The sequence below is a fragment of the Pseudomonas sp. P2S-1 genome (assembly GCF_057197725.1).
In genome coordinates this window covers 4,604,089-4,626,235 of record NZ_CM170068.1, presented here as the reverse complement: position 1 = coordinate 4,626,235, position 22,147 = coordinate 4,604,089, and the positions used below count along the sequence as shown (strand labels likewise).

Here is a 22,147-nt window from a genome sequence, read left to right as displayed (position 1 = left end):
TAGGGTATAACGCGCAACGTTTGCACAAGGCCAGGACAGAGAGGACGCGTACCGTGGAAGAAGTCATTGAACAGCTGCGTGAAGCCAACGAGCCGGTACCGGTACCGCTCGAACTGCCGGACGAGGACACCCTGGTAGAGATCGAAGAGCAGTTGTTCATCAACATCCCGTTCGTCTTCAAGGAATTCCTCCTCACCGTCAGCGACGTGGTCTACGGCAGCCTCGAGCCGGTCACCGTCACCGACCCGCAATCCCACACCTACCTGCCGGAAGTGGCGGCCAATGCCTGGGACGCCGGTGTACCGCGCGACCTGATCCCGCTGTGCCAGGACGGCGATGACTATTACTGCGTCGAGGAAGATGGCACCGTGGTGCTGTGGTCCGGCGAAGAAGAGATCGTCACCGAGGAAAGCTGGGAGTCGGTCTGGCACTGGGCGCGGGATGTCTGGCTGGAAAGCTGAATCATTTCTGTTTGAAAATAATGGCCTAGAGCCATCAATATTCGTAGAATCGCCACGCCTTCCTGTGCGTGGCGGGTCGTAACCGCTCCATCCCCTCGGACATTCGTCCTGCACGCACATGAAGCCTATTTCTGGGACCGCTTCGCGCTCCTTCGCGGGCAAGCCACGCTCCTACACAGGAGTCTGGCGTACACCCGTAGGAGCGTGGCTTGCCCGCGAAGGGCCGCAAAGCGGCCCCAAGAGAGCTTGATGTCACACCGATATCTCCTGCCCCTCGCCCTGCTCCTGCTCTCTGGCTGCCAGTCCCCCATGACCCAGCTCGAGCAACTCAGCAGCCAGAACGCCCACCAGGTCAGCATCCAGCCCACCCGGCCTTTTCCTCTGGCGATAAGCGCACCGTCGGTCAAACCCACCAGCGCCCGCCTGCGCGTCTACCTGGAAGGCGACGGCCACGCCTGGGCCACCGCGTCGCAACCGAGCCTGGACCCAAGCCCGCGCACCCTGCTGATGGCCCGCCTGGCCGTGACCGACCCGCAGCCCAGTGTCTACCTCGCCCGCCCCTGCCAGTTCGTCAGTGCCCCGGCCTGCAACCCACAGGTCTGGACCGACCAGCGCTTCGGCCAGGCCGCACTCGACAGCCTCGACCAGGCGCTGAACCAGATCCGCAAGCAATACGGCAATCGGGATTTCGAACTGATCGGCTATTCCGGTGGCGCCGCCCTGGCCCTGCTGTTGGCCGCGCAGCGCAACGATGTCGCCGTGGTCCAGACCCTGGCCGGCAACCTCAGCCCCCGGCAATGGACGCAGTCGCTGAAACTCACGCCACTGAACGGCTCGCTGGAACCCCTGGACCGCGCCGAGCGCCTGCGCCATGTGGCCCAGCGGCATTTCATCGGTTACGAAGACCGCACCGTACCGCCCATCCTCTACCAGCACTACCGCCGCAGCCTCGGCCCGGCGGATTGCGTGGAGGTGGTCCGGCTACCGGGCGTCGACCACGCCGATGGCTGGATCGAGGCCTGGGCGCAGTGGCGCCACAAGCCCCTGAACTGCACCCCTCAGTGGTGATGTTCCTTCTGGTTCTCCAGGGTTTCCAGCAAGGCGATCTGCATCTTGGTGTGCACCCGGATAAACCAGCGCCATAGCAGCGCCACCACGCCCGCCGCCACCACCGCGATCAGCAACAGCAGCTCGCTGGTAGGCAGGATGCTCGCCGACAGCGCCGAGAGCAGCAGGAAGATCACCAGCAGCGAGATCAGCGGAATCACCTCGGCGATTACCCGGCGGACCCTCTGGGTATGCCGCCCGGCCATCTCCGGCTTGACCCCCATCTCCGCCAGCAGCATCGACAGCGCCTTGAGCTTGCGGTACGCGGCGATCAGGAACGGCAGCGAGAGCAGCAGCGCCACGCCCCAGATCAGCGCCTTCTGCTGGCCGACATCGGCGATCCAGTCACTCAGGTAGGCACCGATCTGCGTGGCGAAGTAACCACCGCTAAAGAAGATCGCCACCACCAGCGCCAGGTTGACCCCGACCTGCAGGAGGATGCGCCGGATCATCGACGCCAGCATCGCGCCCTCACCCTGGGGCTGGATGCTGCGCAGCCACTCACCGTACAGCGACAGCACCCGCGACAGGCGGCTCGGCACCACCTTCGCCAGCTTCAGCGACAGCGGGTCGGCAGCGCGGATCAGGTACGGGGTGAGCAAGGTGGTGATAGCGGAAACAGCCACGGCCACCGGATAGAGGAAGTCGCTGGTGACCTGCAGGGTCATGCCCAGGGCGGCGATGATGAAGGAGAATTCGCCGATCTGCGAAAGGCCCATCCCGACCCGCAGCGAGGTGCGTCCGTCGTTGCCGGCGATAAAGGCACCCATGCCGCAGGAGAGCATCTTGCCCAGCACCACGGCGATGGTGATCACCACGATCGGCCAGATGTACTCCACCAGCACGTTCGGGTCGATCATCAGGCCGATGGCGACGAAGAAGATCGCGCTGAACATGTCCCGCACCGGCTCGATCAACCGCTCGATCTTCATCAACTGGCGCGACTCGGCCATGATCGCACCGATCAGGAAGGCGCCCAGCACCATGCTGTATTCCAGCTTGACCACCAGCAGGCAGAAGCCGAAGCACAGGCCCAGCACGGTGATCAGCAGCATCTCGTTGCTTTCGAATTTGGCGACATAGGCCAGCAAGCGCGGTACCAGGAGGATGCCCACCACCAGCGCAACGATCATGAATAGCGACAGCTTGCCGACCGTTGAGAACACCTCGCCGGAGCTGACCGTGCCGCTGACGGCGATACCCGAGAGCAAGGCGATGATGCCGATACCGAGGATGTCCTCGACGATCAGCACGCCGAAGATCAGTTGGGCGAAGCGCTCGTTCTTCATCTTCAGGTCATTGAGCGCCTTGACGATGATGGTGGTCGAGGAAATCGCCAGGATCGCCCCGAGGAACAGCGAGTCCATGGTGCTCCAGCCGAACCAGCGGCCGATCTCGAAACCGATCCAGATCATCAGGACGATTTCCAGGAACGCCGCGATAAACGCCGTCGCTCCCACCTTGAACAGCTTGCCGAGGCTGAATTCCAGGCCCAGGCAGAACATCAGGAAGATCACCCCGAGTTCGGCGAGGGTCTTGATCGTGTCTTCGTCGTGGATCAGGCCGAATGGCGGGGTGTGCGGGCCGATGATGAAGCCGGCGACGATATAGCCGAGCACCACGGGCTGCTTGAGGCGGTGGAACAGAATGGTGACCACACCGGCAACCAGCATGATCACCGCCAGATCCTGGATAAAGCTGATGGCATGCACGGCGGGACGCTCCTTACTCCACGACGAAGACCAAGGCGCAGCCCGACCGTCAGGTCTGATGAGGCTGCGGAAATTTCTGAGTTAAATGTAGGAAACGGCCTCATTGCAGGGCCGCTTCCGCAGGTTAACATCGACACCCGGCGCAAAATGGCCGTGCAATATGCAGAAACAGATCGGCACTTTCCTTGCCGCGAATGGCATGAATGACGTGACCACCGCCAGGCTGTCAGCGTCCCGTTTCAAGATGGCAATTCCCATGGGGAAGAAGCGCGAGCACCGCGCCGCCCCGCCTCAGCGCAATCTCACCGTGAGCACACTATGGAACCCGGAAACGCCCAGCTGTCGATGACCGTCCTGATGACCCCGGACATGGCCAACTTCTCCGGCAATGTCCACGGCGGCACCTTGCTCAAGTACCTCGATGAAGTGGCTTATGCCTGCGCCAGCCGCTATGCCGGTCGCTATGTGGTGACCCTGTCGGTGGACCAGGTGGTATTCCGCGAGCCGGTGCATGTCGGCGAGCTGGTGACCTTCCTGGCGTCGGTCAACTACACCGGCAATACCTCGATGGAGGTGGGCATCAAGGTGGTGACCGAAAACATCCGCGAGCGCTCGGTGCGCCACAGCAACAGCTGCTTCTTCACCATGGTGGCGGTGGATGACGATCGCAAACCGGTGCCGGTACCGCCGCGCCAGCCGCTGACCAGCGAAGAGAAGCGCCGCTTCCTGCAGGGCAAGCAGCGCCGGTTGATCCGCCAGGAGCTGGAGAAGCGCTACCAGGAACTGAAGACCGAGACCGACACGATCTAACAGCTGAACACGATCCCTGTGGGAGCTGGCTTGCCAGCGATGAGGCCGGCCCTAGCAATGATGTTGTCAGGTCTGGCCAAATCGCTGGCAAGCCAGCTCCCACAAGGGTTGCGTGGGGCCTAGAGTTTGTGTGCTTCGAAGCGCAACCGCGGATGCACGATGCGGTCCTGCGACCGCACCACTTCCAGCTCATAGCTACCGCAGGCCTGGGTTTCCAGCAGCACTTCATGCACCGCCGCCGCGGTGAATTCAAAGGCCGCCACCGGCTCATCCCCGAGCAGCAAGCGCGCCAGGAACAGCCCGGCAGTCAGGTCACCTACGCCAACCGGCTGACGCGGAAACGCCAGCAGTGGCCGCTGCAGGTGCCAACTCCCTTCGGCAGTCACCAGCAGCATCTCGAAGTCCTCGGGATTCTTCCCGGCATAGGCCAGGTGCTTCACCAGCACCATCTTCGGCCCGCGTACCAGCAACTCCCGGGCCATGCCCACGCACTCTTCCAGTGACTGCGCGCGCCGCCCGGCAAAGCTGTCCAGCTCCAGCTGGTTCGGACACAGCAGATCCGCCGCCGCCACCGCTTCTTCCAGCAGGAACTCGCTGACCTCCGCCGGCACGATGCAGCCCTTCTCCGGGTGCCCCATCACCGGGTCGCACAGGTACAGCGCCCGCGGGTTGGCCTGCTTGATCCGCTGCACCACGCTGAGGATCGCCCGACCCTGCTCGGCACTGCCGAGATAGCCAGACAGAACTGCGTCGCAATTGCCCAACTCACCGATATTGCTAATCCCTTCCACCAACGCGGGAATTTGCGCCGGAGCAAGCACTTCGCCACTCCACTGGCCATACTGAGTGTGGTTGGAGAACTGCACGGTATTGAGTGGCCAGACATTCACCCCGACCCGCTGCATCGGGAACACTGCGGCGCTGTTGCCGGCGTGGCCAAACACGACGTGAGACTGGATCGCAAGCAGGTGCGGTGTGCGTTTCATGCGGGACGTCCAAACCAATGAATGACAAACAAGGCGCGCAGTATGGCGCCAAATGCCACCTGTACGACAGACCGGGGTGGCAGTTAAGCTGGCACACCTCGTTGGAGCACGTGTAGATGGTTACCCTCGAAAACATCCTGGTGTTGATGGTCCTGGCCACGGCGGGCGCCTGGCTGTGGCACAACCACGGATTGCGGGAAAAGGCCCTGGACCGGGTCAAGCAGCATTGCGCCAAGCTCGACCTCGAATTGCTCGACGGGGCCGTGGCGCTGAAGAAGATCGCCTTCGTGCGCGACGCCAACGGCCGCAAGCGCCTGGCGCGGATCTACAACTTCGAATTCACCGTGACCGGCGAGCAACGCCACCCGGGCACGGTCACCCAGTTCGGCGCCCACAGCGTGCAGATCGAGCTGGCGCCCTACCCGTTCGAGATCAAGACGCCGGTGCACGGCGACAACGTGATCGAGATGAAGCAATGGCGCCAGGAGCACAACCGCTGGCGTCAGTGATCCACAGGCATGCGGCAGGCCAGAATCCCCTGCTCCAGGGCCGCATGATCCTGGGCGTTGTCGAAAATCAGCTCGATGCGCGAATCCCGCCGCCAGGCACTGTCCTCCCAGGCCAGCGCCTGCCCCGTCACGGCATTGGCCGAGCGCCAGCCTTGTGCGCTGTGGATAACCATCTTGGCCCGGCGCCAGTCCAATCCTTCAAGGAATGCCTGCAACAGCGCGCCGTCGAGGCGTTGCTGTGGATGAAAGCGCCAGCCAATGCTCCAGCCTTCCACCGCCTGTTGATAACTGCACAAGGGCAGTTGCGGATCTGTCCACAGGGCCGAAAGGGGGGCTTTTCCGTCGGGAATCAGGTTATCCACAGGTGGTTTTCCGATGACCATGGGGTCGCCCGTTGGCAATTCAGACAGGGAAATCCGGCCCTGATCGACCCAGCACAGCGGCACGTTCGGCAGTTGCGAGGTTATCCACAGGCGCTTCTCATCATCCACAGTGGAAGCCTTGTTCATAACCAGCAAACCCGCGTCGGGTAGTGCCTGGCGCTGGGCCTCCGGTAGCTCGACGCCCGCCGCCATGGCTTGAGCATCCAGCACCAGCACCGCCGGCTGCACCGCCAACACGCCAATCCACGGTGCCGACTGCAATTGCGCCAGCAACCGGGCCGGATGCCCGAGACCGGAAGGTTCGATAAACAGCCGATCCGGCCGCGCCTTGCGCAGCAAGCGGCCCAGGCCAACCTGAAACGGCGCGCCATTCACACAGCACAGGCAGCCGCCCGCCACCTCGCCCATGCTCACCCCGTCGTCATCGGTACTGAGCAAGGCCGCGTCGAGGCCGATCTGGCCGAATTCATTGATCAGCACGGCCCAGCGCTCGTTGGCTGGACGCTGGGTAAGCAGATGGCGGATCAGGCTGGTCTTGCCGGCCCCGAGCGGGCCGGCAATCAGATGGGTCGGAATGTTCTGCAGCATAGGGCATCGTCTGGCCGGGGAATCGTTGCCACTATGCTCCGGACTCAGACCAGCCAGTCAAGGGTCAGGATCAGGCGACGCTCGCCATTGACCGGCGACGGCGAGCGATGCACCAGACCCGAGCCCTCGTTGCCCAGCCACTTCTCGCCCTTGAGCAAGGCCACGTCACCGCAGGCCAGACGCTGGATATGCTCAGGATCGACCTCCTCCTGCGCCAGCCGGCGGCGATTGATTACGCCTTCCTCCAGCCATTCGCTGGCCGGGCCGGCGTAGGTGGTGATCAAGCGCAGCGGCACATGGTCGACATGGAAGCGCGGGCACATCGCACCTTCCAATACCCGCAGGCGCAAGCCCACGCGGCGCGCATCGAGCAGGCAGGCGTAGGCGCCCACCAGCCAGCTGAGGTCGGCGATAAAGCCTTCGTAGCCGAGCAGATCAGCGTAGGCACTGGCGACCCCGTCCAGCGCGGGTACCTCGCCATCCTTGCCGATCTCCAGGGTGCGGGCGTCGGCCAGCGGTTCGTCGAGCGACAGCAGCAAGCGGGCGAAATCCTCGATATGCGCCGGCAAGCGGCGCTGCCAGACTGCCAGGTTGACCCCGTCCTGCAGGGCTTCGGTCAGCACCTCCGGCGTTTCGCCGAAGGCCTGGCGTACCGGTACCAGCAACTCGGCCAATTGCATCAGGCCACCTCCTCTTCTTCATGCCAGGCCCCGAACGGATCCGGCAAGCGCAGCCAGTTCGCCGCGCCCAGGGCCATTTCTTCATCGTTCAGCAGGCAGGCATCCAGCGCCGCGTGCAGGCGGGGTACATCGATGTGCTGGCCGATAAACACCAGTTCCTGTCGGCAGTCACCGCATTCCGGTTCCCACTGCTTGAGGATCGCCGCGGTGCTCTCGGGGTCCTGCGGCCAGTGCGCCTTGGGCACGAAGCGCCACCAGCGTCCGGCGAAGCCATGGCGCATCATGCCGCCGGCCTGGGACCAACTGCCGGCTTCCTGGTATTTGCTGGCCAGCCAGAAGAAGCCCTTGGAACGCAACAGCCGCCCGTTTTCCCAGGGCCTGTGGATAAAGTCGAAGAAGCGCTGCGGGTGCAGCGGACGGCGGGCCTGCCAGGTGCTGGCGGCGATGCCGTATTCCTCGGTCTCGGGCACATGCTCGCCACGCAGCTCCTGCAGCCAGCCAGGCGCACTGGCGGCGCGGTCGAAATCGAACAGGCCAGTATCGAGGATCTCCTTGAGGTCCACCTGGCCCATCACCATCGGCACGATGCGCGCGTGGGCGTTGAGGCGGCGGAGGATAGCCGAGAGCTCTTCGCGCTCATGGCTGCTGATCAGGTCGATCTTGCTCAGGAGAATGACGTCGGCGAACTCCACCTGGTCGATCAGCAGGTCGCTGATCGAGCGCTCGTCATCTTCGCCGAGGGTTTCACCACGGGAGGCGAGACTTTCCGCGGCTTGATAGTCGCGCAGGAAGTTCAGGCCATCGACCACCGTGACCATGGTGTCGAGGCGGGCCATCTCGGCGAGGCTGCGGCCCTGGTCATCCTGGAAGGTGAAGGTCTCGGCCACCGGCAACGGTTCGGCGATACCGGTGGATTCGATCAGCAGGTAATCGAAGCGACCTTCGGCGGCCAGGCGCCCGACCTCTTCCAGCAGGTCTTCGCGCAGGGTGCAGCAGATGCAGCCGTTGCTCATCTCCACCAGTTTTTCTTCGGTGCGGTTGAGGCTGACATTGCGCTGCACCTCGGTGGCGTCGATATTGATCACGCTCATATCGTTGACGATGACCGCCACCCGCAGGTTGTCGCGGTTGCGCAGCACATGATTGAGCACCGTGCTCTTGCCGGCACCAAGGAAGCCGGACAGCACGGTTACGGGAAGACGATCGGACATGGCGCGGTTCCTCATCAGGGCGGCAAAGTGCATTCGAACGATGCTTTGATCGAATGTTATATTATAACAATGCACTTTAGCCAACCGCCTGTCCGCCATCCATGGGTTCAAGGGTGATGAGATGTTCATGAAGTCATTCAAGCGCGGGCTGTGGATAACCCTGCTGTGCGCCGCTGGCAGCGTCCAGGCCATGCCCCGCGTCGAACTGGCCAACTGCACGCGCAGCGCCAACCTGCTGGCCTGCGCCGATCGACAGGGCAGCCACTACAGCGTACAGACCCAGGGCAGCACCATTTACCTGCGCGGCTACGACGCACCGAGCGACCGACGCTGGGCCCAGACCAACAGCCGCTACGGCCTGCTGAATTTCTATACCGGCATCGCCAGCGACGGCGAAATCTGGGTGGGTTACAGCCGCAAGGTGGGCTGGACCACCCTCAACCGCGTCTCCAGTTCCAGCGGTCAGCGCTTCAGCCTGCGCTGCAACCGCTTGAACGGCTGCCAGTGAGGTGATGGGAAAAAATGCTGGCATTCGAATTGTTATAATGTAACGTATTGCGACTTTCTTACCGATGGTTCGCAACATGACCGCCCTGACCCTCCCCGATATCGCCGCCCAGGCCAGCGGGCAATCCTTGCCGCTGGACTGGGTCGGCATGTGCGGGATCGCCCTGCCGATCCGTCTCGATCAACTCAATCTCCAGGCCATGGCGGATGCCGGTGTCGATCTGGCCGACGGCAGTTCACGTGGCATCCATATGTCGCGACTGTACCTGGCGCTGGCAGCCTTCAAGGACGAAGGGCTGTCGGTGCCATTGATCCGCCGGGTGTTGCGGCAGTTCCTCGACAGCCATGAAGGGCTGTCCACCTGCGCCTACCTGACCCTGCGCTTCGATGTGCAGCTTGAGCGGCCAGCCCTGGTCAGCTCCGAATCCGGGCACAAGCGTTATCCGCTGGTCATCGAAGCGAAGCTCTCCGACGAAATGTTCCACGTGGAACTATCCGCCGACGTGGTCTATTCCTCGACCTGCCCCTGCTCCGCCGCGCTCGCCAGGCAATTGATTCAGCAGCAGTTCCTCACTGACTTCGGCAACCGCAGCCTGAGCCATGAGGACGTGCTGAGCTGGCTCGGCAGCCCGCAAGGCATCGTCGCCACCCCGCACAGCCAGCGCAGCACGGCAAAACTGCGGATACGCTTGAAGAAGGACTGCAACGAGCTACCCGTTCGGGAATTGATCGATCAGGCCGAAGCCGCCTTGGGCACTGCCGTGCAAACGGCAGTAAAGCGCGCCGATGAACAGGCGTTCGCCCTGGCTAACGGGCAGAACCTGATGTTCTGCGAAGACGCCGCGCGGCGCCTGAACCTGGCATTGCGACAACTGCCTGCGGTGGCTGGCTTCCGCCTGCGTGTGGAACACGCCGAAAGCCTGCATGCCCACGACGCTGTCGCCCAAAGCCAGTGGAACTGGTAACCGAACGGAGAGACCTTCGATGATCCGCAAGAACCCGACCGGCGACCTGCCGGTGATTGCCGAGTCCGCCTACATCGATCACACCGCGATCATCTGTGGCAAGGTGGTGATTGGCGAGAACGTGTTCGTCGGCCCCTATGCGGTGATCCGCGCCGACGAGGTGGATGACACCGGCTCGATGCAGCCGATAACCATCGGCTGCAACTCGAATATCCAGGACGGCGTGGTGATCCATTCCAAGTCCGGTGCCGCGGTGACCATCGGCGAATTCAGCTCCATTGCCCACCGCTCCATCGTGCATGGTCCGTGCGTGGTGGGCGACCGGGTGTTCATCGGCTTCAACAGCGTGCTGTTCAACTGCGTGGTCGGCAATGGCAGCGTGGTCCGGCACAACTCGGTGGTGGATGGCCGCGACCTGCCGGAAAACTTCTACGTGCCCTCCACCACCCGTATCGGCCCGCTCACCGACCTGAGCCAGTTCCCGCCGGTGAGCATCAGCGCCTCGGAGTTCTCCGAGGACGTAGCCCATACCAACATCGATCTGGTGAAGGGCTACAAGGCGCTGCAGAACGAGTTTTAGGTGCGCGGCTTGACCGTGCCGCAGTTCGCGCCCAACCAGACCGCCCGGGTGTTCATGCTGCCCTGCTGCTGAACCCCCGAGGCGTTGAAGGTGCCCTGCACCTTGGTGACGAACTCGCGGTCACTGAGGAACTGCGCCTGACCAGTGCCCTGGGCCTTGGGGCAACTGAACTCGAAGTTCCAGGTCTTGCCGTTGCGGTCGGTGATGCGCTGGGTGCAGCCGGACTGGGGGTCCTGCAGTGGGATGTCATCGGTCTTCACCTGTTCCGGGGTCAGGCACGAGCGCACGCCCTTGCCGGCCACGGTGATGCCCTGCTTGGCCAGCACGCCTTCCATCATCGCCCGCTGCTCCGGCGGCAGGTTCTTCAACTGGCCGAGCATGAACTCCATGTCCGGCAGCGGTTTGCCATCGACCTGCATATTGCTGGTGGTCAGTTCCCACAGGCCCGGTTGCAGCATCTGCGCCTGAACCAGGGGACTCGACAGGCCAAGCAGCAGCGCCAGCGCCGATACACGAATGTTCATCCAATAACTCCTGAAAATTTCCGGCCCGATGCCGGACTGTGGATTAGACGTCGAAAAGCCGGTTGGGTTGCAAGACCAGCCCCGAACATGCTCTGTTAGGCGACTGATTGGCGGACGTCACAGGACGTGTATGGATTACCACAGCCCCCAGTTCTTCGCCTACCTGATTGGTGCGACCCACTTCATCGGCGCCATCGCCGCGCTGCATGCGGTGTTCACCGTGCGTACTGCCCAGGGCTCGATCGCCTGGGCGCTGTCGCTGCTGTTCATTCCCTACCTGACCCTGATCCCCTACCTGGTCTTCGGCAGCCGCACCTTCGACGCCTACATCCAGGCGCGGCGCCAGGCCAACCAGGAGATGCACGTGGCCATGGCCGACCTCAACTGGCGGCCCTGGGTCGAGGAGGCCCTGGCCGCCAGCAACTCGCCCGCCTACGCCGGCCTGCGCGCCCTGCCCAAGCTCGGGCGCATGCCCTGCCTGGCGAACAACAGGGTCAGCCTGCTCATCAATGGCAAGGCCACCTTCGACGCGATCTTCCAGGCCATCGAGCAGGCCCGCGATACGGTGCTGGTGCAGTTCTTCATCATCCATGACGACGACCTCGGTCGCCGGCTGCATGCGCTGCTGCTGAAGAAGGCGGCCGAAGGCGTGAAGGTCTATGTACTTTACGATAGCGTTGGCAGCCACGCCCTGCCCGCCCGCTACAGCCAGGGTCTGCGCGACGGCGGCGTGGAGATCCGTGCCTTCGCTACCAAGCGCGGCTGGTTCAACCGCTTCCAGGTCAACTTCCGCAACCATCGCAAGATCGTCGTGGTGGATGGGGTGCAGGGTTTTCTCGGCGGGCATAACGTCGGCGACGAGTACCTGGGCGCCAAGCCACCCCTTTCACCCTGGCGGGATACCCATGTGCAGGTGACCGGCCCGGTGCTGGCCTGTCTGCAGGAGTCCTTCGCGGAAGACTGGTACTGGGCCGCACGCAAACTGCCGCCACTGATCCTCCCGGAAACCTACCCGGATAACGGCGTACTCTGTCAGGCCCTGGCCAGTGGTCCGGCCGACCCGCAGGAAACCTGCTCGCTGTTTTTCGTCGATGCCATCCAGGCGGCACAGCACAGGGTGTGGATCACCAGCCCTTACTTCATCCCCGACGAGGCGGTGTTCGCCTCGCTGCGCCTGGCGGTGATGCGCGGGGTGGACGTCCGCATCCTGATCCCTTCGCGCCCGGACCACCGCATCGTCTATGCCGCCTCCAGCCTGTTCGCCTTCGAGGCCGTGCGCGCCGGGGTACGCATGTTTCGCTACCAGCCCGGCTTCCTGCACCAGAAGGTCATGCTGGTGGACGACGATGTCGCCGCCATCGGCAGCGCCAACCTGGACAACCGCTCGTTCCGCCTCAACTTCGAGATCACCCTGGTCACCATCGACCCAGGCTTCGCCAGCACCGTGGAAAGCATGCTGGTCAGCGACTTCGAGCAGTCCCGCGAAATTACCCCGGAAGACAGCCGCGATACGCATCGCCTGCAACAGCTGGGGATGCGTATCGCGCGGCTGATTTCGCCGATCCTCTGATCAGCGATAGAGGTCTTCGCGGGTCAGCGGCAGGTCATGGCTGCCATCGGCCTTGGGTTTGACGGCGAGGACCTGGTGCAGGTTGATCCAGCCACGGGAGAAGGCATAGGAACAACCGGCAAGGTACAGGCGCCAGATGCGCAGGGCCTTTTCCGGGACCATGGTGGCGGCCTTGTCGAGATTGCCCTCGAGGTTGTCGCTCCAGAATTTCAGGGTCCTGGCGTAGTGCAGGCGTAGGCTTTCCACATCCACCACTTCCAGCCCCGCCTCGCTGAGGAAGCCGCTGATCATCGACAGGTGGGGCAGCTCGCCGTGGGGGAAGACATATTGCTCGATGAAGTTGCCGGCACCACGGCCGACGGGGCGACCATCGGTGTGCTTGGCGGTGATCCCATGGTTCATCACCAGGCCACCCTCGCGCACCGCGCCGAACAGGCGCTGGCTATACAGCTCGAGGTTGGCGTGGCCGACATGCTCGAACATGCCGACGCTGACCACCTTGTCGAAACGACCGTCCTGGGGCAGGTCGCGGTAATCGAGAATCTGCAGATCCACCTGCTTCTCCAGCCCTTCCGCCGCCACCCGCTCCCGGCCCAGCGCCAGCTGTTCCTTGCTCAGGGTGATGCCGAATACCCGGGCGCCGTATTCCCGCGCGGCAAAGCGCGCCAGCCCGCCCCAGCCACAGCCGACATCCAGCAGGTAGTCACCCGGCTGCAGGCGCAGCTTGCGGCACAGGTGGTCGAACTTGTTCTGCTGGGCCTGATCGAGGCTGTCGTCGGGGGTCTTGAAGTAGGCGCAGGAGTACGCCATGTCGCGGTCCAGCCACAGCTGGTAGAACGCGTTGGACAGGTCGTAGTGGTAGGAAATCGCCGCCGCGTCGGTGGCCTTGTCATGCTTGCTGCGTACTGGCAGCACTTCCTCTTCATCCTTGAGCAATGCCTCGCTGAGCTCATCGCACAGGCGGATCACCTCGAGCATGGTGCCTTCCAGTTCCAGCTTTCCTTCGACAAAGGCCGCGCCCAACTCATCCAGGCCCGGGTGGGTCAGCTGAGAAATGAGACTCGGATCCTTGAGCATGATGGTCACCTGGGGTTGCGGGCCCAGATCGAACTCATGGCCGTCCCACAGGCGTAGACGGAGTGGAAGATGCAGGCTTTGCAGAACCGAGAGTTGCGCAAGCATGAAGTAAGCCTCCCCATTTATAAGATGGACGTCATCGGATGAGGGTAGTTCATACGTAGGATCTTTCCGGCTATCGCGACCATAGTCGGGGGCTATCAGGTAGAACCTGAAACAGAAAGGACCTTGAATTGTATACAACCGAAGACCAGAGCCATTAATCTTGGCGCCACTCGATTCACCATCCGGGAGCACAACAATGAAAAGCTACGACGTCATCATCATCGGCGGCGGCCCAGGCGGCTATAACGCTGCCATTCGCGCCGGCCAGCTGGGCCTGAGCGTGGCCTGCATCGAAGGCCGTTCGACCCTCGGCGGCACCTGCCTGAATGTCGGCTGCATGCCCTCAAAGGCGCTGCTGCATGCGTCGGAGCTGTATGAAGCCGCCGCCAGCGGCGAGTTGGGCCACCTCGGCATCGAGGTCAAGCCAAGCCTGAACCTGCAGCAGATGATGAAGCAGAAGGACGAGAGCGTCAGCGGCCTGACCAAGGGCATCGAGTTCCTCTTCCGCAAGAACAAGGTCGACTGGATCAAGGGCTGGGGCAAGCTGGACGGCGTCGGCAAGGTCAAGGTCAGCGACGAGCAGGGCAATGTCAGCGAGTACCAGGCCAAGGACATCGTCATCGCCACCGGCTCCGAGCCCACTCCCCTGCCCGGCGTGACCATCGACAACCAGCGCATCATCGACTCCACCGGCGCCCTGTCGCTGCCGGCAGTGCCCAAGCACCTGGTGGTGATCGGTGCGGGCGTGATCGGCCTGGAACTGGGTTCGGTGTGGCGTCGCCTGGGCGCCGAAGTGACGGTGATCGAGTACCTCGACCGTATCTGCCCGGGTATCGACGAAGAAACCGCCAAGACCCTGCAGCGCTCCCTGGCCAAGCAGGGCATGGCGTTCAAGCTGGGCAGCAAGGTGACCCAGGCCACGCCTTCGGCCGACGGTGTCAGCCTGACCCTGGAGCCTGCCGCCGGTGGTGAAGCGCAGACCCTGCAAGCGGACTACGTGCTGGTTGCCATCGGTCGCCGTCCGTACACCCAGGGCCTGGGTCTGGAAAGCGTCGGGCTGGCAACCGACAAGCGCGGCATGCTGGAAAACAAGGGGCATCGCACCAGCGTGCCGGGTATCTGGGTGATCGGCGACGTGACCTCCGGGCCAATGCTGGCGCACAAGGCCGAGGACGAAGGCATCGCCTGTATCGAGCTGATTCACGGCAAGCCGCACGAAGTGAACTATGGCCTGATTCCCGGGGTGATCTACACCAAGCCGGAGCTGGCCACCGTGGGCAAGACCGAAGAGCAGTTGAAGGCCGAAGGCCGCGCCTACAAGGTCGGCAAGTTCCCGTTCCTGGCCAACAGCCGGGCGAAGATCAACCACGAGACCGAAGGCTTCGCCAAGGTCATCGCCGATGCCAACACCGATGAAGTGCTGGGCGTGCATCTTGTCGGGCCGAGCGTCAGCGAGATGATCGGTGAATACTGCGTGGCGATGGAGTTTTCCGCGTCGGCGGAAGATATCGCGCTGATCTGCCACCCGCACCCGACCCGCTCCGAGGCGTTGCGTCAGGCGGCGATGAATGTGGATGGGATGGCGATGCAGATCTGATAGCTCGGTTGCCTGTACCGGCCTCATCGCTGGCAAGCCAGCTCACACAGTGTCCGCGGCGACACTGAACCTGTGGGAGCTGGCTTGCCAGCGATGAGGCCGGTACTGACAACCGAAAAGTCAGGTCCTGAACCGGGACACCAGGCTCTTGAACTCCTGCGACAACGCCTTCAACTGCCGCGAATCCGCCTGCGCCGACCCGGCCAGTTCCTCGATCAACTGCGCATCCGCCTGGATCTGGATGATGTGCTGGTTGATGTCCTCGGCCACTTGGTGCTGCTCTTCCGCGGCCGTGGCGATCTGATTGCTCTGATCACGGATCGCATCCACCGAGCTGCGGATATCGTCAAAGCTGTCCCGCGCCTCGCGGATCGAGCTGACACTCTGCTGCGACATTTCCAGGCTGCTGTGCATCTGCTGGGTGACATCCTGCGCGCGTCGCGCCAGCCCGCCGAGCAAGCCGTCGATCTCACCGGTGGAGTCGGCCGTGCGCTTGGCCAGCGCCCGTACTTCGTCCGCCACCACCGCGAACCCACGCCCCTGCTCCCCGGCGCGAGCCGCTTCGATGGCAGCGTTCAGCGCCAGCAGATTGGTCTGTTCGGCGATGGAGCGAATGGTGCCGAGGATGGTGTTGATGTCCTGGCTTTCCTTCTCCAGTTCCTGCATCGCCTCGGTGGCTTGCAGCAGGTTCTCGCTCAGGCGCGCCACGCTGGTGGTGGCTTGCTCGATCTGCTGCTGGCCGGCGCTGACATGACGCTGCCCGGCATCCGCGGACGTCGCCGCATGGCTGCAGGACTTGGCCACTTCGTTGGCGGTAGCGACCATCTCGTTGAATGCCGTGGACACCAGCTCGACCGCCTGGCGCTGGCGCCCGGTGGCATCACCCATGTTCGAGGCGACCTGGCTGTTGGTTTCCGACGCACTCTGCAAATCGGTGGACGCATTGCCGATACGCTGCACCAGCGAGCGAATGCGCTCGACGAACTGGTTGAACCAGCCGGCCAGCGCGGCGGTTTCGTCGTTGCCCTTCACTTGCAGCGAGCGGGTCAGGTCACCCTCGCCCTGGGCGATATCTTCCAGGCTGCCGGCAACGCCCTTGATCGGGTTGACGATCAGGTTGGAGAAGGCCGCACCGGCCACCGCGAACAGCAGCGCCAGGACCAGGGCGATGGCGACGATGGTCCAGGTCAGGCTGGTGACACCGGCCATCACTTCGCTCTTCTCGATCAGGCCGATAAAGCGCCAGCCCAGGGTCGGCGAGGTCCAGACGTTGGCCATGTAGCGCTTGCCGCCCAGTTCCACCTCGATCAGGCCCTTGCTGGTGCTGGCCAGTTGAGCGTAATCCCCGCCCAGGTCCTTGAGCTGCTTGAAGGCATTGGCTGGATTGCTCGGGTCTACCAGCACCGCGCCGGTGTCCTCGACCAGCATCAGGTAGCCGCTGTCGCCCAGCTTGGTCTTGCCGATGAAGCCGGCCAGTTGTTCCAGGGACACGTCGGTGCCCATCACCCCGATCACTTCGCCGTTGGCGCCGTGCACCGTGCGTACGGTACAGATCAGCGGTTCATTGCCCCAGAGGTAGGCGCTGGTGCGCATGGTCTTGCCAGGGTTGGCCATCCCCAACTGGTACCAGGGACGCTTGCGCGGTTCGTAGTTCTTCAGCCCTGGCTCATCGGGCCAGGCCACATAGCTGCCGTCGTCATTGCGTGCAAATGACACGAACGCGGTATTCGGATGCGCCTTGGCGTAGCGGGTAAAGTGTTCCAGTACCAGGCGGCTACCCTCGGGCAACGGCGTGTTCGGGGCGTTCTCGCTGCTGTAGACCTTCAGGTCCCTGGCATTGATGATCAGCGGATCGTCGGCCCATTGCGTCACGTTCTGGGCAATGGCGTCGAGGAACACATTGACCGTGTTGTCGATCTGCCGGATTTCCCGGCTCGAAGTATCCACAAAGCCTTCACGGGCCTGTTCATTGAGGTTGTACACGACCAGACAGGCAATCAACGCCACGGGAATCACGGCGATGACGCCGAATGCACACGTCAGCTTCTTTTTTATATTCATTCGATGGCTTCCGATACGACGTGCCATGAGCTCACCGGCTCACGGGGCTTTGGGATCTGCTTGCAACCGCTCTGCTGAGCGTTTCAGCAAGTCGCAGAATGGCAACTTGGGGTTGCCGGTGCAAGACACCGGAAAGGCGTCCGGGCCCCGAATTTACTGGGTTTCGCGGGAAGTTGATCGTATGGACAGGACACATTCTTGTCTGTTTCGACGCCATTTGTGCGGCAGATCGCGTCCCTGGCAGGCAGTTCGCCACGCAATGACTATGCTCATGCCCGGTGTGCAAATCGCACAAAATATTTCCATCAGCCATCACAAGGAAGGCAGGCGATGAAAACCATTCGTTCTCTTGCAAGTGCGGTAGCGTTGGGCTCGATTCTTTGCACTGCGGCGGTCAGCGTTCAGGCGGCCGATATTCCTCTGGGGGCCAAGGCCATTGAAGGCCACATCACGACCAAGGTCCTGGCGGTCGATGCTGCCAACTACCAGGTGACCATCGCTGACGCGGACAACCAGCCCGTTACCCTGCAACTGACGGACAAGGCCAAGGCCCTGCCCAACCTGAAGATTGGCGACACCGTGGATATTGAGGTCGCGCGTTCGGTCGCCTACGTCCTCGATACCGAGGTCGGTGGGGCTCCCAAGGTCACCGACGAAGCCATGAGCATCCGCGCGACCAAGGACAATCCCAACCCGGGTGGCGAGGCGGTGCGGCAGGTGAAGGTCACCTCGAAGATCGTCAAGATCGATCTGGACAAGCACGAAGTGACGCTGCTGCCGCCAGAAGGCAAAAGCACGGTGGTGAAGGTGGAAAACCCGGGTCTTCAGGCGCGGATGAAGAACCTGAAGGTGGGGCAGACGGTGAATGCGATTTATACCGAGGTGTTGAAGGTGTCGACTTCGCGGTAGGAGATAAATGGAACAACAGCGTTCCAAAGGGCTACTCACCTGAGAGGCCCTTTTTTGTTTCTCAGAAACGTTGGAAAAACGCAGGCACCTTGATAGCCCAGGCGCCTGGACCGGTCATCGCAAGTCCCGCATAAAGCACAGTGAACAGCCAGGCGAACTGGGCCTGTTCCAAGGACCATTCCGGATGGACCACCACCAGGGCAACCCCGAGCACTGCGAGCACCGGCAGGCAAGCCAGTCGGGCGAACACCCCCAGGATCAGTAACACCGGACAAATGACTTCAGCGAAAACCGCCATTGCCAGCGTCAAGTTCGCCCCCAGGCCAAATGGATCTTCGATCCGCTGAAGCTCCGTACTCCAGTTGAGCAGCTTAGGAAGGCCGTGGATCTGGAGCAGCAGCACAGCGGCCGACACCCTTAAAAACAGCAAGCCCAATGGCAGTGAAATATCAGCCAGGGTCTTCGGCCTGCCTTGAACCTCAGAAGTAGTCATGTCACGAATCCTTGTTTGCAGAGGGTAAAAAACCGTTACTTGGTGATCGGACGCCGCATCGCCTGCTTCAACGCCGAGAGCGCGGCTCTGAACGCCAGAAGCGTCAACACGGCGATACCGATGAATTCCAGTCCGAGTACCAGGTAATCCTGCAGGGTGTCGAAGGCGTGCAGGATCGGTCCGCCGAAGCCGGCCCCGAGCACGAGCGCACTACTGGACCAGAGCAGCGAGCCCAGAAGGCTGTAGGCCACGAAGTGCGCTTTGGGCATGGCCATTTGTCCGGCCAGCAGCGTGGAGACCGCTCCCGCTCCGGGGATGAACTTGGCGAACACCAGCACCACCGGCCCGTACCGCAGATAGGCCTTGCGGCCCTGCACAAAGGCCGTGCCCGTCCTCGGTGAGACTCGGCAAATCCAGCGTGTCAGGGCCTCACCGAAGCGGGCGCCCATGAGGTACCAAACGCTGTCAGCAAAGAGGCAAACCACCAGCGCCAGCAAGACCACAAGGCCGGGATCAGGTGAGCCATGCTTGCTGGCGAATGCGCCCGCAAGAACAAGCGAAGGGTAGGACGGTATTGGCAGGCCGATCTGATCGCCGAAAACGTTCAGGCCGAGCAGTACCAGCGGGTGATCGACGGCGAAGCTCTCGACCGGACTCATGGCGGCACCTCCTGTGGGCTCGATCGCTAATCAGCCTGAGCACTGACTCGGCTCAGGCTGGCGGTTCACGTCCGGCGGTCAGGACACCTTACGTTGAGGGGCCTTGTGCACCATGGTGTAGGCGTAATCGACGCCCATGCCGTAGGCACCGCTGTGTTCCAGGACCAGATCCATCACGGCCTGGTAGGTGTCCTTGTGAGCCCAGTCGCGCTGGTACTCGAGCAGGACCTGCTGCCAGGTCACCGGGATTGCGCCGGCCTGGATCATGCGCTGCACCGACATGTCATGGGCTTCCTGGGTCGTACCGCCCGAGGCGTCGGTGACGATGTACACCTCGTAGCCGGCTTCCATCGCTTCCAGCGCCGGGAAGGTCAGGCAGACCTCGGTCCACAGGGCCGCCATGATCAGTTTCTTGCGACCGGTGGCTTTCACCGCTTCCACCAACCTGGCGTCTTCCCAACTGTTCATCGAGGTGCGCTCGATCGGCTGGGCGCCCGGGTTGACGGCCAACAGCTCCGGCCAGATGTAGCCGCTGAAACTCTCGGTTTCGACCGAGGTGTAAATGGTCGGTACGTCGAAGATTTTCGCCGCCTTGGCCAGGCCAACGGTGTTGTTCTTCAGGGTCTGGCGGTCGATCGACTGGACGCCGAAAGCCATCTGCGGCTGGTGGTCGATCAGGATCAGGGCGGAGTTGGTCGGGTTCAGCAGTTCACGTTTGGACATGGTCTTGATCTCTTCAGAAGGGTTGAAAGCGTTGGGTTTCAAAGGTGTCCCGCGCTTGGCCGTTGGCGTTGTCTGCGGTATGGAGGCCATTCTGAAGCTGATGATTGATTGAGACAATTAGGCTGAAAGTGGAAAGATTGTCCCTATTTTGGTGACAGTGGAAAGTGCCGCTTCAAACCGTCAGCGACAGGGTCGTCCAGCAAAAAAAGAAGGGGCCGCAATGGCCCCTTCTGGTGTTCGACTGTATCGCGGACTGCCGCAGTTCAATGACTGCCGGGCCGCTGATGCTTGTGTGCTTCAGCCAACAGATGACGGATTTTCACCGGTACACCTTCGGTCTGGAATTTGCGCACCCGCGCTTCGATTTTCAACTCGCCACGGGTAACCCGATGGTGATGACGCAGGTGTTCCAGCCAGGACTCTTCGAAGAAAAACTCCTGCCACAACGTCGGCTCCGAGCTGTCCTGCATCAAGCCCCAGGACAAGGCACCGTTGCGCTTGCGCATGGCTTCCAGGTCGCGAGCAGCCTGGGTGAACGCCTCTGCTCGAGCAGGGTCGACGTGATACTCGACGGTGACCATCACAGGGCCGCGCTCCTGATCCAGCTCATCGCTGATCATCGGTGTTGGCCAGTGCAGCGAAGGAGCAAGCTCTTCGGCTTCGGTTTCAGGCAGCGTCACCTTGCAGGTCACGAGCGTCGCCAAGGCAAGACCGCCCGCCGCCAACAACAGGCTCAGGGTGATCGAGGCATGGCTGGCGACGGTACCCCACAGCAGGCCACCACCCGCCATGGAACCGAAGAAGACCAGGATGTACACCGACAGCGCCCGAGCGCGGACCCACGCCGGCACGGAGGTCTGGGCGGCCACCTGCATATTGGAGAGCACCGCGATCCAGGCGGCGCCGCTGATCAGCATCGCCGGCATCAGCACATGGAAATTGCGAACCGAGGCCAGCACCAGCAGGAACACGGCGTACACCAGGCTGGCGATCATGACCAGACGATCGCGACTGACCCGCTCACGCAGTTTCGGCAACAGCGTTGCGCCACCGACGGCGCCGATACCGATTGCGGCGAGCAGCAACCCGAAGTCGGCTGCGGTCCCCTGCATCTCGCCCTTCACGATCAGTGGCAGCAACGAGGTACCCGCGCTGGCAAACAGGAAGAAGGCCAGTGCACGAACCAGTACAGCCTGGAGCGGTTTGGAACTCCGGGCGAAGCGCATCCCGGTGCGCATGGCACCGATGAAGCGCTCGGCAGGGAGCAGTGGTTCCTTCACCTCCCGCTTCCACATGAACAGCACCACGATCACACCGGCAAACGAAACCGCGTTGAGTGCGAATGTCAGCCACGGGCCGACCAGGCTCACCACGACACCGGCCAAGGCAGGGCCGATCGCGCGGGAAACGTTGATCCCGACACTCGAGATGGCCACCGCATTCGACAGATCCTGCTTGCCAACAAGCTCAGGCGTAAGGGCACTCCAGGCCGGCATCATCAGGGCTGTACCGATGCCCAAGGCCAAGGTCAGCACCAGCAGCAGAGGGACGTTCATCAATCCCAGCAGTGTGAGGCCTGCCAACGTCACCGCAACAGCGGACATCCACAGTTGCACGAGCAGCAGGTAGCGCCGCTTGTCCACGATGTCAGCAGCGGCACCGGCCGGTAGCGCCAGGAAAAACATGGGAAGCGAACCCGCTACCTGAATCAAGGCAACGTGCAGGGGATTGGCGGAAAGCGTGGTCATCAACCAGCCGGCGCCGACCTCGTGCATCCAGGTGCCGATATTGGAAGCGATGGTTGCGATCCACAACATGCGGAAGGTGGTGTTGCGCAAGGGGCTCCAGGCGCCGGATGTTGGTGTGCTCATATGATTGCGGCCTTGAGGTTCAGGTCGATAGCCTTGCCCCTCTTCGAACAGGGGCAGGA

Annotated in this window: 22 protein-coding genes; 10 read left to right on the top strand and 12 right to left on the bottom strand. The window is 62.6% G+C overall.

Annotated features, from left to right (window positions below):
• Nucleotides 1–53 precede the first annotated feature (53 nt).
• Together AC2CQI_RS20670 and AC2CQI_RS20665 are read left to right on the top strand one after the other, a co-directional pair.
• Nucleotides 54–461 (top strand): SMI1/KNR4 family protein, encoded by a 408-nt coding sequence (locus AC2CQI_RS20670; RefSeq protein ID WP_075805790.1) that lies wholly within the window; start codon nt 54–56, stop codon nt 459–461.
• Between the two features lie 249 nt (nt 462–710).
• Nucleotides 711–1,529, top strand: a complete 819-nt coding sequence (locus tag AC2CQI_RS20665; protein ID WP_484577731.1) for an alpha/beta hydrolase — start codon at nt 711–713, stop codon at nt 1,527–1,529.
• Here AC2CQI_RS20665 and AC2CQI_RS20660 read toward each other — a convergent pair.
• Entirely contained in the window at nt 1,520–3,280 is a 1,761-nt protein-coding gene (locus AC2CQI_RS20660) for a cation:proton antiporter (protein WP_484577730.1), read from the bottom strand. The genes AC2CQI_RS20665 and AC2CQI_RS20660 overlap by 10 nt on opposite strands.
• A gap of 318 nt (nt 3,281–3,598) precedes the next feature.
• On the opposite strand from AC2CQI_RS20660, the gene AC2CQI_RS20655 reads away from it, so the two are divergent.
• Nucleotides 3,599–4,090, top strand: coding sequence for an acyl-CoA thioesterase (locus tag AC2CQI_RS20655; protein WP_075805788.1), 492 nt, complete (start codon nt 3,599–3,601; stop codon nt 4,088–4,090).
• A 119-nt stretch (nt 4,091–4,209) separates the two neighbouring features.
• On the opposite strand, the gene pdxY is transcribed toward AC2CQI_RS20655, so the two are convergent.
• The gene (gene pdxY / locus AC2CQI_RS20650) at nt 4,210–5,076 is read right to left on the bottom strand and encodes a pyridoxal kinase PdxY (RefSeq protein WP_075805787.1); all 867 of its coding nucleotides are present in this window, start codon (nt 5,074–5,076) and stop codon (nt 4,210–4,212) included.
• Between the two features lie 116 nt (nt 5,077–5,192).
• Between pdxY and AC2CQI_RS20645 the strand changes: the two genes are divergently transcribed.
• Entirely contained in the window at nt 5,193–5,585 is a 393-nt protein-coding gene (locus AC2CQI_RS20645; protein ID WP_075805786.1) for a DUF3301 domain-containing protein, read from the top strand.
• Here the strand turns inward: AC2CQI_RS20645 and AC2CQI_RS20640 are convergent.
• From AC2CQI_RS20640 to zigA, 3 genes are read right to left on the bottom strand one after another with little or no spacing between them, the layout of a single operon-like run.
• Entirely contained in the window at nt 5,579–6,556 is a 978-nt protein-coding gene (locus AC2CQI_RS20640; RefSeq protein WP_075805785.1) for a CobW family GTP-binding protein, read from the bottom strand. The genes AC2CQI_RS20645 and AC2CQI_RS20640 overlap by 7 nt on opposite strands.
• Nucleotides 6,557–6,600: 44 nt before the next feature.
• Complete coding sequence (locus tag AC2CQI_RS20635) at nt 6,601–7,236, bottom strand: DUF1826 domain-containing protein (RefSeq protein WP_484577729.1); 636 nt, start codon at nt 7,234–7,236, stop codon at nt 6,601–6,603.
• Nucleotides 7,236–8,447 carry a zinc metallochaperone GTPase ZigA gene (gene zigA / locus AC2CQI_RS20630; RefSeq protein WP_484577728.1) on the bottom strand — a complete coding sequence of 404 codons (1,212 nt, stop codon included), beginning with the start codon at nt 8,445–8,447 and terminating at the stop codon, nt 7,236–7,238. Before zigA ends, AC2CQI_RS20635 begins: the two co-directional genes overlap by 1 nt.
• A gap of 127 nt (nt 8,448–8,574) precedes the next feature.
• Between zigA and AC2CQI_RS20625 the strand changes: the two genes are divergently transcribed.
• The 3 genes from AC2CQI_RS20625 to AC2CQI_RS20615 all read left to right on the top strand — a co-directional run bounded on the left by AC2CQI_RS20625 (nt 8,575) and on the right by AC2CQI_RS20615 (nt 10,499).
• On the top strand, nt 8,575–8,955 hold the full coding sequence (locus AC2CQI_RS20625) for a glutamine synthetase (protein ID WP_075805782.1): 381 nt from the start codon (nt 8,575–8,577) through the stop codon (nt 8,953–8,955).
• Nucleotides 8,956–9,031: 76 nt separating this feature from the next.
• Entirely contained in the window at nt 9,032–9,919 is an 888-nt protein-coding gene (folE2, locus tag AC2CQI_RS20620; protein ID WP_075805781.1) for a GTP cyclohydrolase FolE2, read from the top strand.
• Between the two features lie 19 nt (nt 9,920–9,938).
• Nucleotides 9,939–10,499 carry a gamma carbonic anhydrase family protein gene (locus AC2CQI_RS20615; protein WP_075805780.1) on the top strand — a complete coding sequence of 187 codons (561 nt, stop codon included), beginning with the start codon at nt 9,939–9,941 and terminating at the stop codon, nt 10,497–10,499.
• On the opposite strand, the gene AC2CQI_RS20610 is transcribed toward AC2CQI_RS20615, so the two are convergent.
• Nucleotides 10,496–11,023, bottom strand: coding sequence for a DUF3617 domain-containing protein (locus AC2CQI_RS20610; protein WP_484577727.1), 528 nt, complete (start codon nt 11,021–11,023; stop codon nt 10,496–10,498). The genes AC2CQI_RS20615 and AC2CQI_RS20610 overlap by 4 nt on opposite strands.
• A gap of 130 nt (nt 11,024–11,153) precedes the next feature.
• Here AC2CQI_RS20610 and cls point away from each other — a divergent pair, with 130 nt between their 5' ends.
• On the top strand, nt 11,154–12,593 hold the full coding sequence (cls, locus tag AC2CQI_RS20605; protein ID WP_484577726.1) for a cardiolipin synthase: 1,440 nt from the start codon (nt 11,154–11,156) through the stop codon (nt 12,591–12,593).
• Here cls and cfaB read toward each other — a convergent pair whose 3' ends face one another.
• Nucleotides 12,594–13,775, bottom strand: a complete 1,182-nt coding sequence (gene cfaB / locus AC2CQI_RS20600; protein ID WP_075805777.1) for a C17 cyclopropane fatty acid synthase CfaB — start codon at nt 13,773–13,775, stop codon at nt 12,594–12,596. It abuts the gene before it with no gap.
• A 196-nt stretch (nt 13,776–13,971) separates the two neighbouring features.
• Between cfaB and lpdA the strand changes: the two genes are divergently transcribed.
• Nucleotides 13,972–15,372, top strand: a complete 1,401-nt coding sequence (gene lpdA / locus AC2CQI_RS20595) for a dihydrolipoyl dehydrogenase (protein WP_484577725.1) — start codon at nt 13,972–13,974, stop codon at nt 15,370–15,372.
• Nucleotides 15,373–15,492: 120 nt separating this feature from the next.
• Here lpdA and AC2CQI_RS20590 read toward each other — a convergent pair whose 3' ends face one another.
• A complete protein-coding gene (locus tag AC2CQI_RS20590; RefSeq protein WP_484577724.1) occupies nt 15,493–17,433 on the bottom strand; it encodes a methyl-accepting chemotaxis protein in 1,941 nt (646 codons plus the stop codon).
• Nucleotides 17,434–17,763: 330 nt separating this feature from the next.
• Here AC2CQI_RS20590 and AC2CQI_RS20585 point away from each other — a divergent pair, with 330 nt between their 5' ends.
• The gene (locus AC2CQI_RS20585) at nt 17,764–18,342 is read left to right on the top strand and encodes a hypothetical protein (protein ID WP_075805774.1); all 579 of its coding nucleotides are present in this window, start codon (nt 17,764–17,766) and stop codon (nt 18,340–18,342) included.
• A 61-nt stretch (nt 18,343–18,403) separates the two neighbouring features.
• On the opposite strand, the gene AC2CQI_RS20580 is transcribed toward AC2CQI_RS20585, so the two are convergent.
• The 4 genes from AC2CQI_RS20580 to AC2CQI_RS20565 all read right to left on the bottom strand — a co-directional run bounded on the left by AC2CQI_RS20580 (nt 18,404) and on the right by AC2CQI_RS20565 (nt 22,088).
• Nucleotides 18,404–18,835 carry a DoxX family protein gene (locus AC2CQI_RS20580; protein WP_484577723.1) on the bottom strand — a complete coding sequence of 144 codons (432 nt, stop codon included), beginning with the start codon at nt 18,833–18,835 and terminating at the stop codon, nt 18,404–18,406.
• Between the two features lie 35 nt (nt 18,836–18,870).
• The gene (locus AC2CQI_RS20575; RefSeq protein WP_484577722.1) at nt 18,871–19,494 is read right to left on the bottom strand and encodes a DedA family protein; all 624 of its coding nucleotides are present in this window, start codon (nt 19,492–19,494) and stop codon (nt 18,871–18,873) included.
• A 78-nt stretch (nt 19,495–19,572) separates the two neighbouring features.
• Entirely contained in the window at nt 19,573–20,217 is a 645-nt protein-coding gene (locus AC2CQI_RS20570; RefSeq protein ID WP_484577721.1) for a hydrolase, read from the bottom strand.
• Nucleotides 20,218–20,480: 263 nt separating this feature from the next.
• The gene (locus AC2CQI_RS20565; RefSeq protein WP_484577720.1) at nt 20,481–22,088 is read right to left on the bottom strand and encodes an MFS transporter; all 1,608 of its coding nucleotides are present in this window, start codon (nt 22,086–22,088) and stop codon (nt 20,481–20,483) included.
• Nucleotides 22,089–22,147 lie beyond the last annotated feature (59 nt).

What these genes read in the sequence shown, in the direction of transcription:
- AC2CQI_RS20665 (WP_484577731.1), top strand. Translation starts at nt 711, where the DNA reads ATGTCACACCGATATCTCCTGCCCCTCGCCCTGCTCCTGCTCTCTGGC.
- AC2CQI_RS20655 (WP_075805788.1), top strand. Translation starts at nt 3,599, where the DNA reads ATGGAACCCGGAAACGCCCAGCTGTCGATGACCGTCCTGATGACCCCG.
- pdxY (WP_075805787.1), bottom strand. Translation starts at nt 5,076, where the DNA reads ATGAAACGCACACCGCACCTGCTTGCGATCCAGTCTCACGTCGTGTTT.
- AC2CQI_RS20645 (WP_075805786.1), top strand. Translation starts at nt 5,193, where the DNA reads ATGGTTACCCTCGAAAACATCCTGGTGTTGATGGTCCTGGCCACGGCG.
- AC2CQI_RS20640 (WP_075805785.1), bottom strand. Translation starts at nt 6,556, where the DNA reads ATGCTGCAGAACATTCCGACCCATCTGATTGCCGGCCCGCTCGGGGCC.
- AC2CQI_RS20635 (WP_484577729.1), bottom strand. Translation starts at nt 7,236, where the DNA reads ATGCAATTGGCCGAGTTGCTGGTACCGGTACGCCAGGCCTTCGGCGAA.
- zigA (WP_484577728.1), bottom strand. Translation starts at nt 8,447, where the DNA reads ATGTCCGATCGTCTTCCCGTAACCGTGCTGTCCGGCTTCCTTGGTGCC.
- AC2CQI_RS20625 (WP_075805782.1), top strand. Translation starts at nt 8,575, where the DNA reads ATGAAGTCATTCAAGCGCGGGCTGTGGATAACCCTGCTGTGCGCCGCT.
- folE2 (WP_075805781.1), top strand. Translation starts at nt 9,032, where the DNA reads ATGACCGCCCTGACCCTCCCCGATATCGCCGCCCAGGCCAGCGGGCAA.
- AC2CQI_RS20615 (WP_075805780.1), top strand. Translation starts at nt 9,939, where the DNA reads ATGATCCGCAAGAACCCGACCGGCGACCTGCCGGTGATTGCCGAGTCC.
- AC2CQI_RS20610 (WP_484577727.1), bottom strand. Translation starts at nt 11,023, where the DNA reads ATGAACATTCGTGTATCGGCGCTGGCGCTGCTGCTTGGCCTGTCGAGT.
- cls (WP_484577726.1), top strand. Translation starts at nt 11,154, where the DNA reads ATGGATTACCACAGCCCCCAGTTCTTCGCCTACCTGATTGGTGCGACC.
- cfaB (WP_075805777.1), bottom strand. Translation starts at nt 13,775, where the DNA reads ATGCTTGCGCAACTCTCGGTTCTGCAAAGCCTGCATCTTCCACTCCGT.
- lpdA (WP_484577725.1), top strand. Translation starts at nt 13,972, where the DNA reads ATGAAAAGCTACGACGTCATCATCATCGGCGGCGGCCCAGGCGGCTAT.
- AC2CQI_RS20590 (WP_484577724.1), bottom strand. Translation starts at nt 17,433, where the DNA reads ATGAATATAAAAAAGAAGCTGACGTGTGCATTCGGCGTCATCGCCGTG.
- AC2CQI_RS20585 (WP_075805774.1), top strand. Translation starts at nt 17,764, where the DNA reads ATGAAAACCATTCGTTCTCTTGCAAGTGCGGTAGCGTTGGGCTCGATT.
- AC2CQI_RS20580 (WP_484577723.1), bottom strand. Translation starts at nt 18,835, where the DNA reads ATGACTACTTCTGAGGTTCAAGGCAGGCCGAAGACCCTGGCTGATATT.
- AC2CQI_RS20575 (WP_484577722.1), bottom strand. Translation starts at nt 19,494, where the DNA reads ATGAGTCCGGTCGAGAGCTTCGCCGTCGATCACCCGCTGGTACTGCTC.
- AC2CQI_RS20570 (WP_484577721.1), bottom strand. Translation starts at nt 20,217, where the DNA reads ATGTCCAAACGTGAACTGCTGAACCCGACCAACTCCGCCCTGATCCTG.
- AC2CQI_RS20565 (WP_484577720.1), bottom strand. Translation starts at nt 22,088, where the DNA reads ATGAGCACACCAACATCCGGCGCCTGGAGCCCCTTGCGCAACACCACC.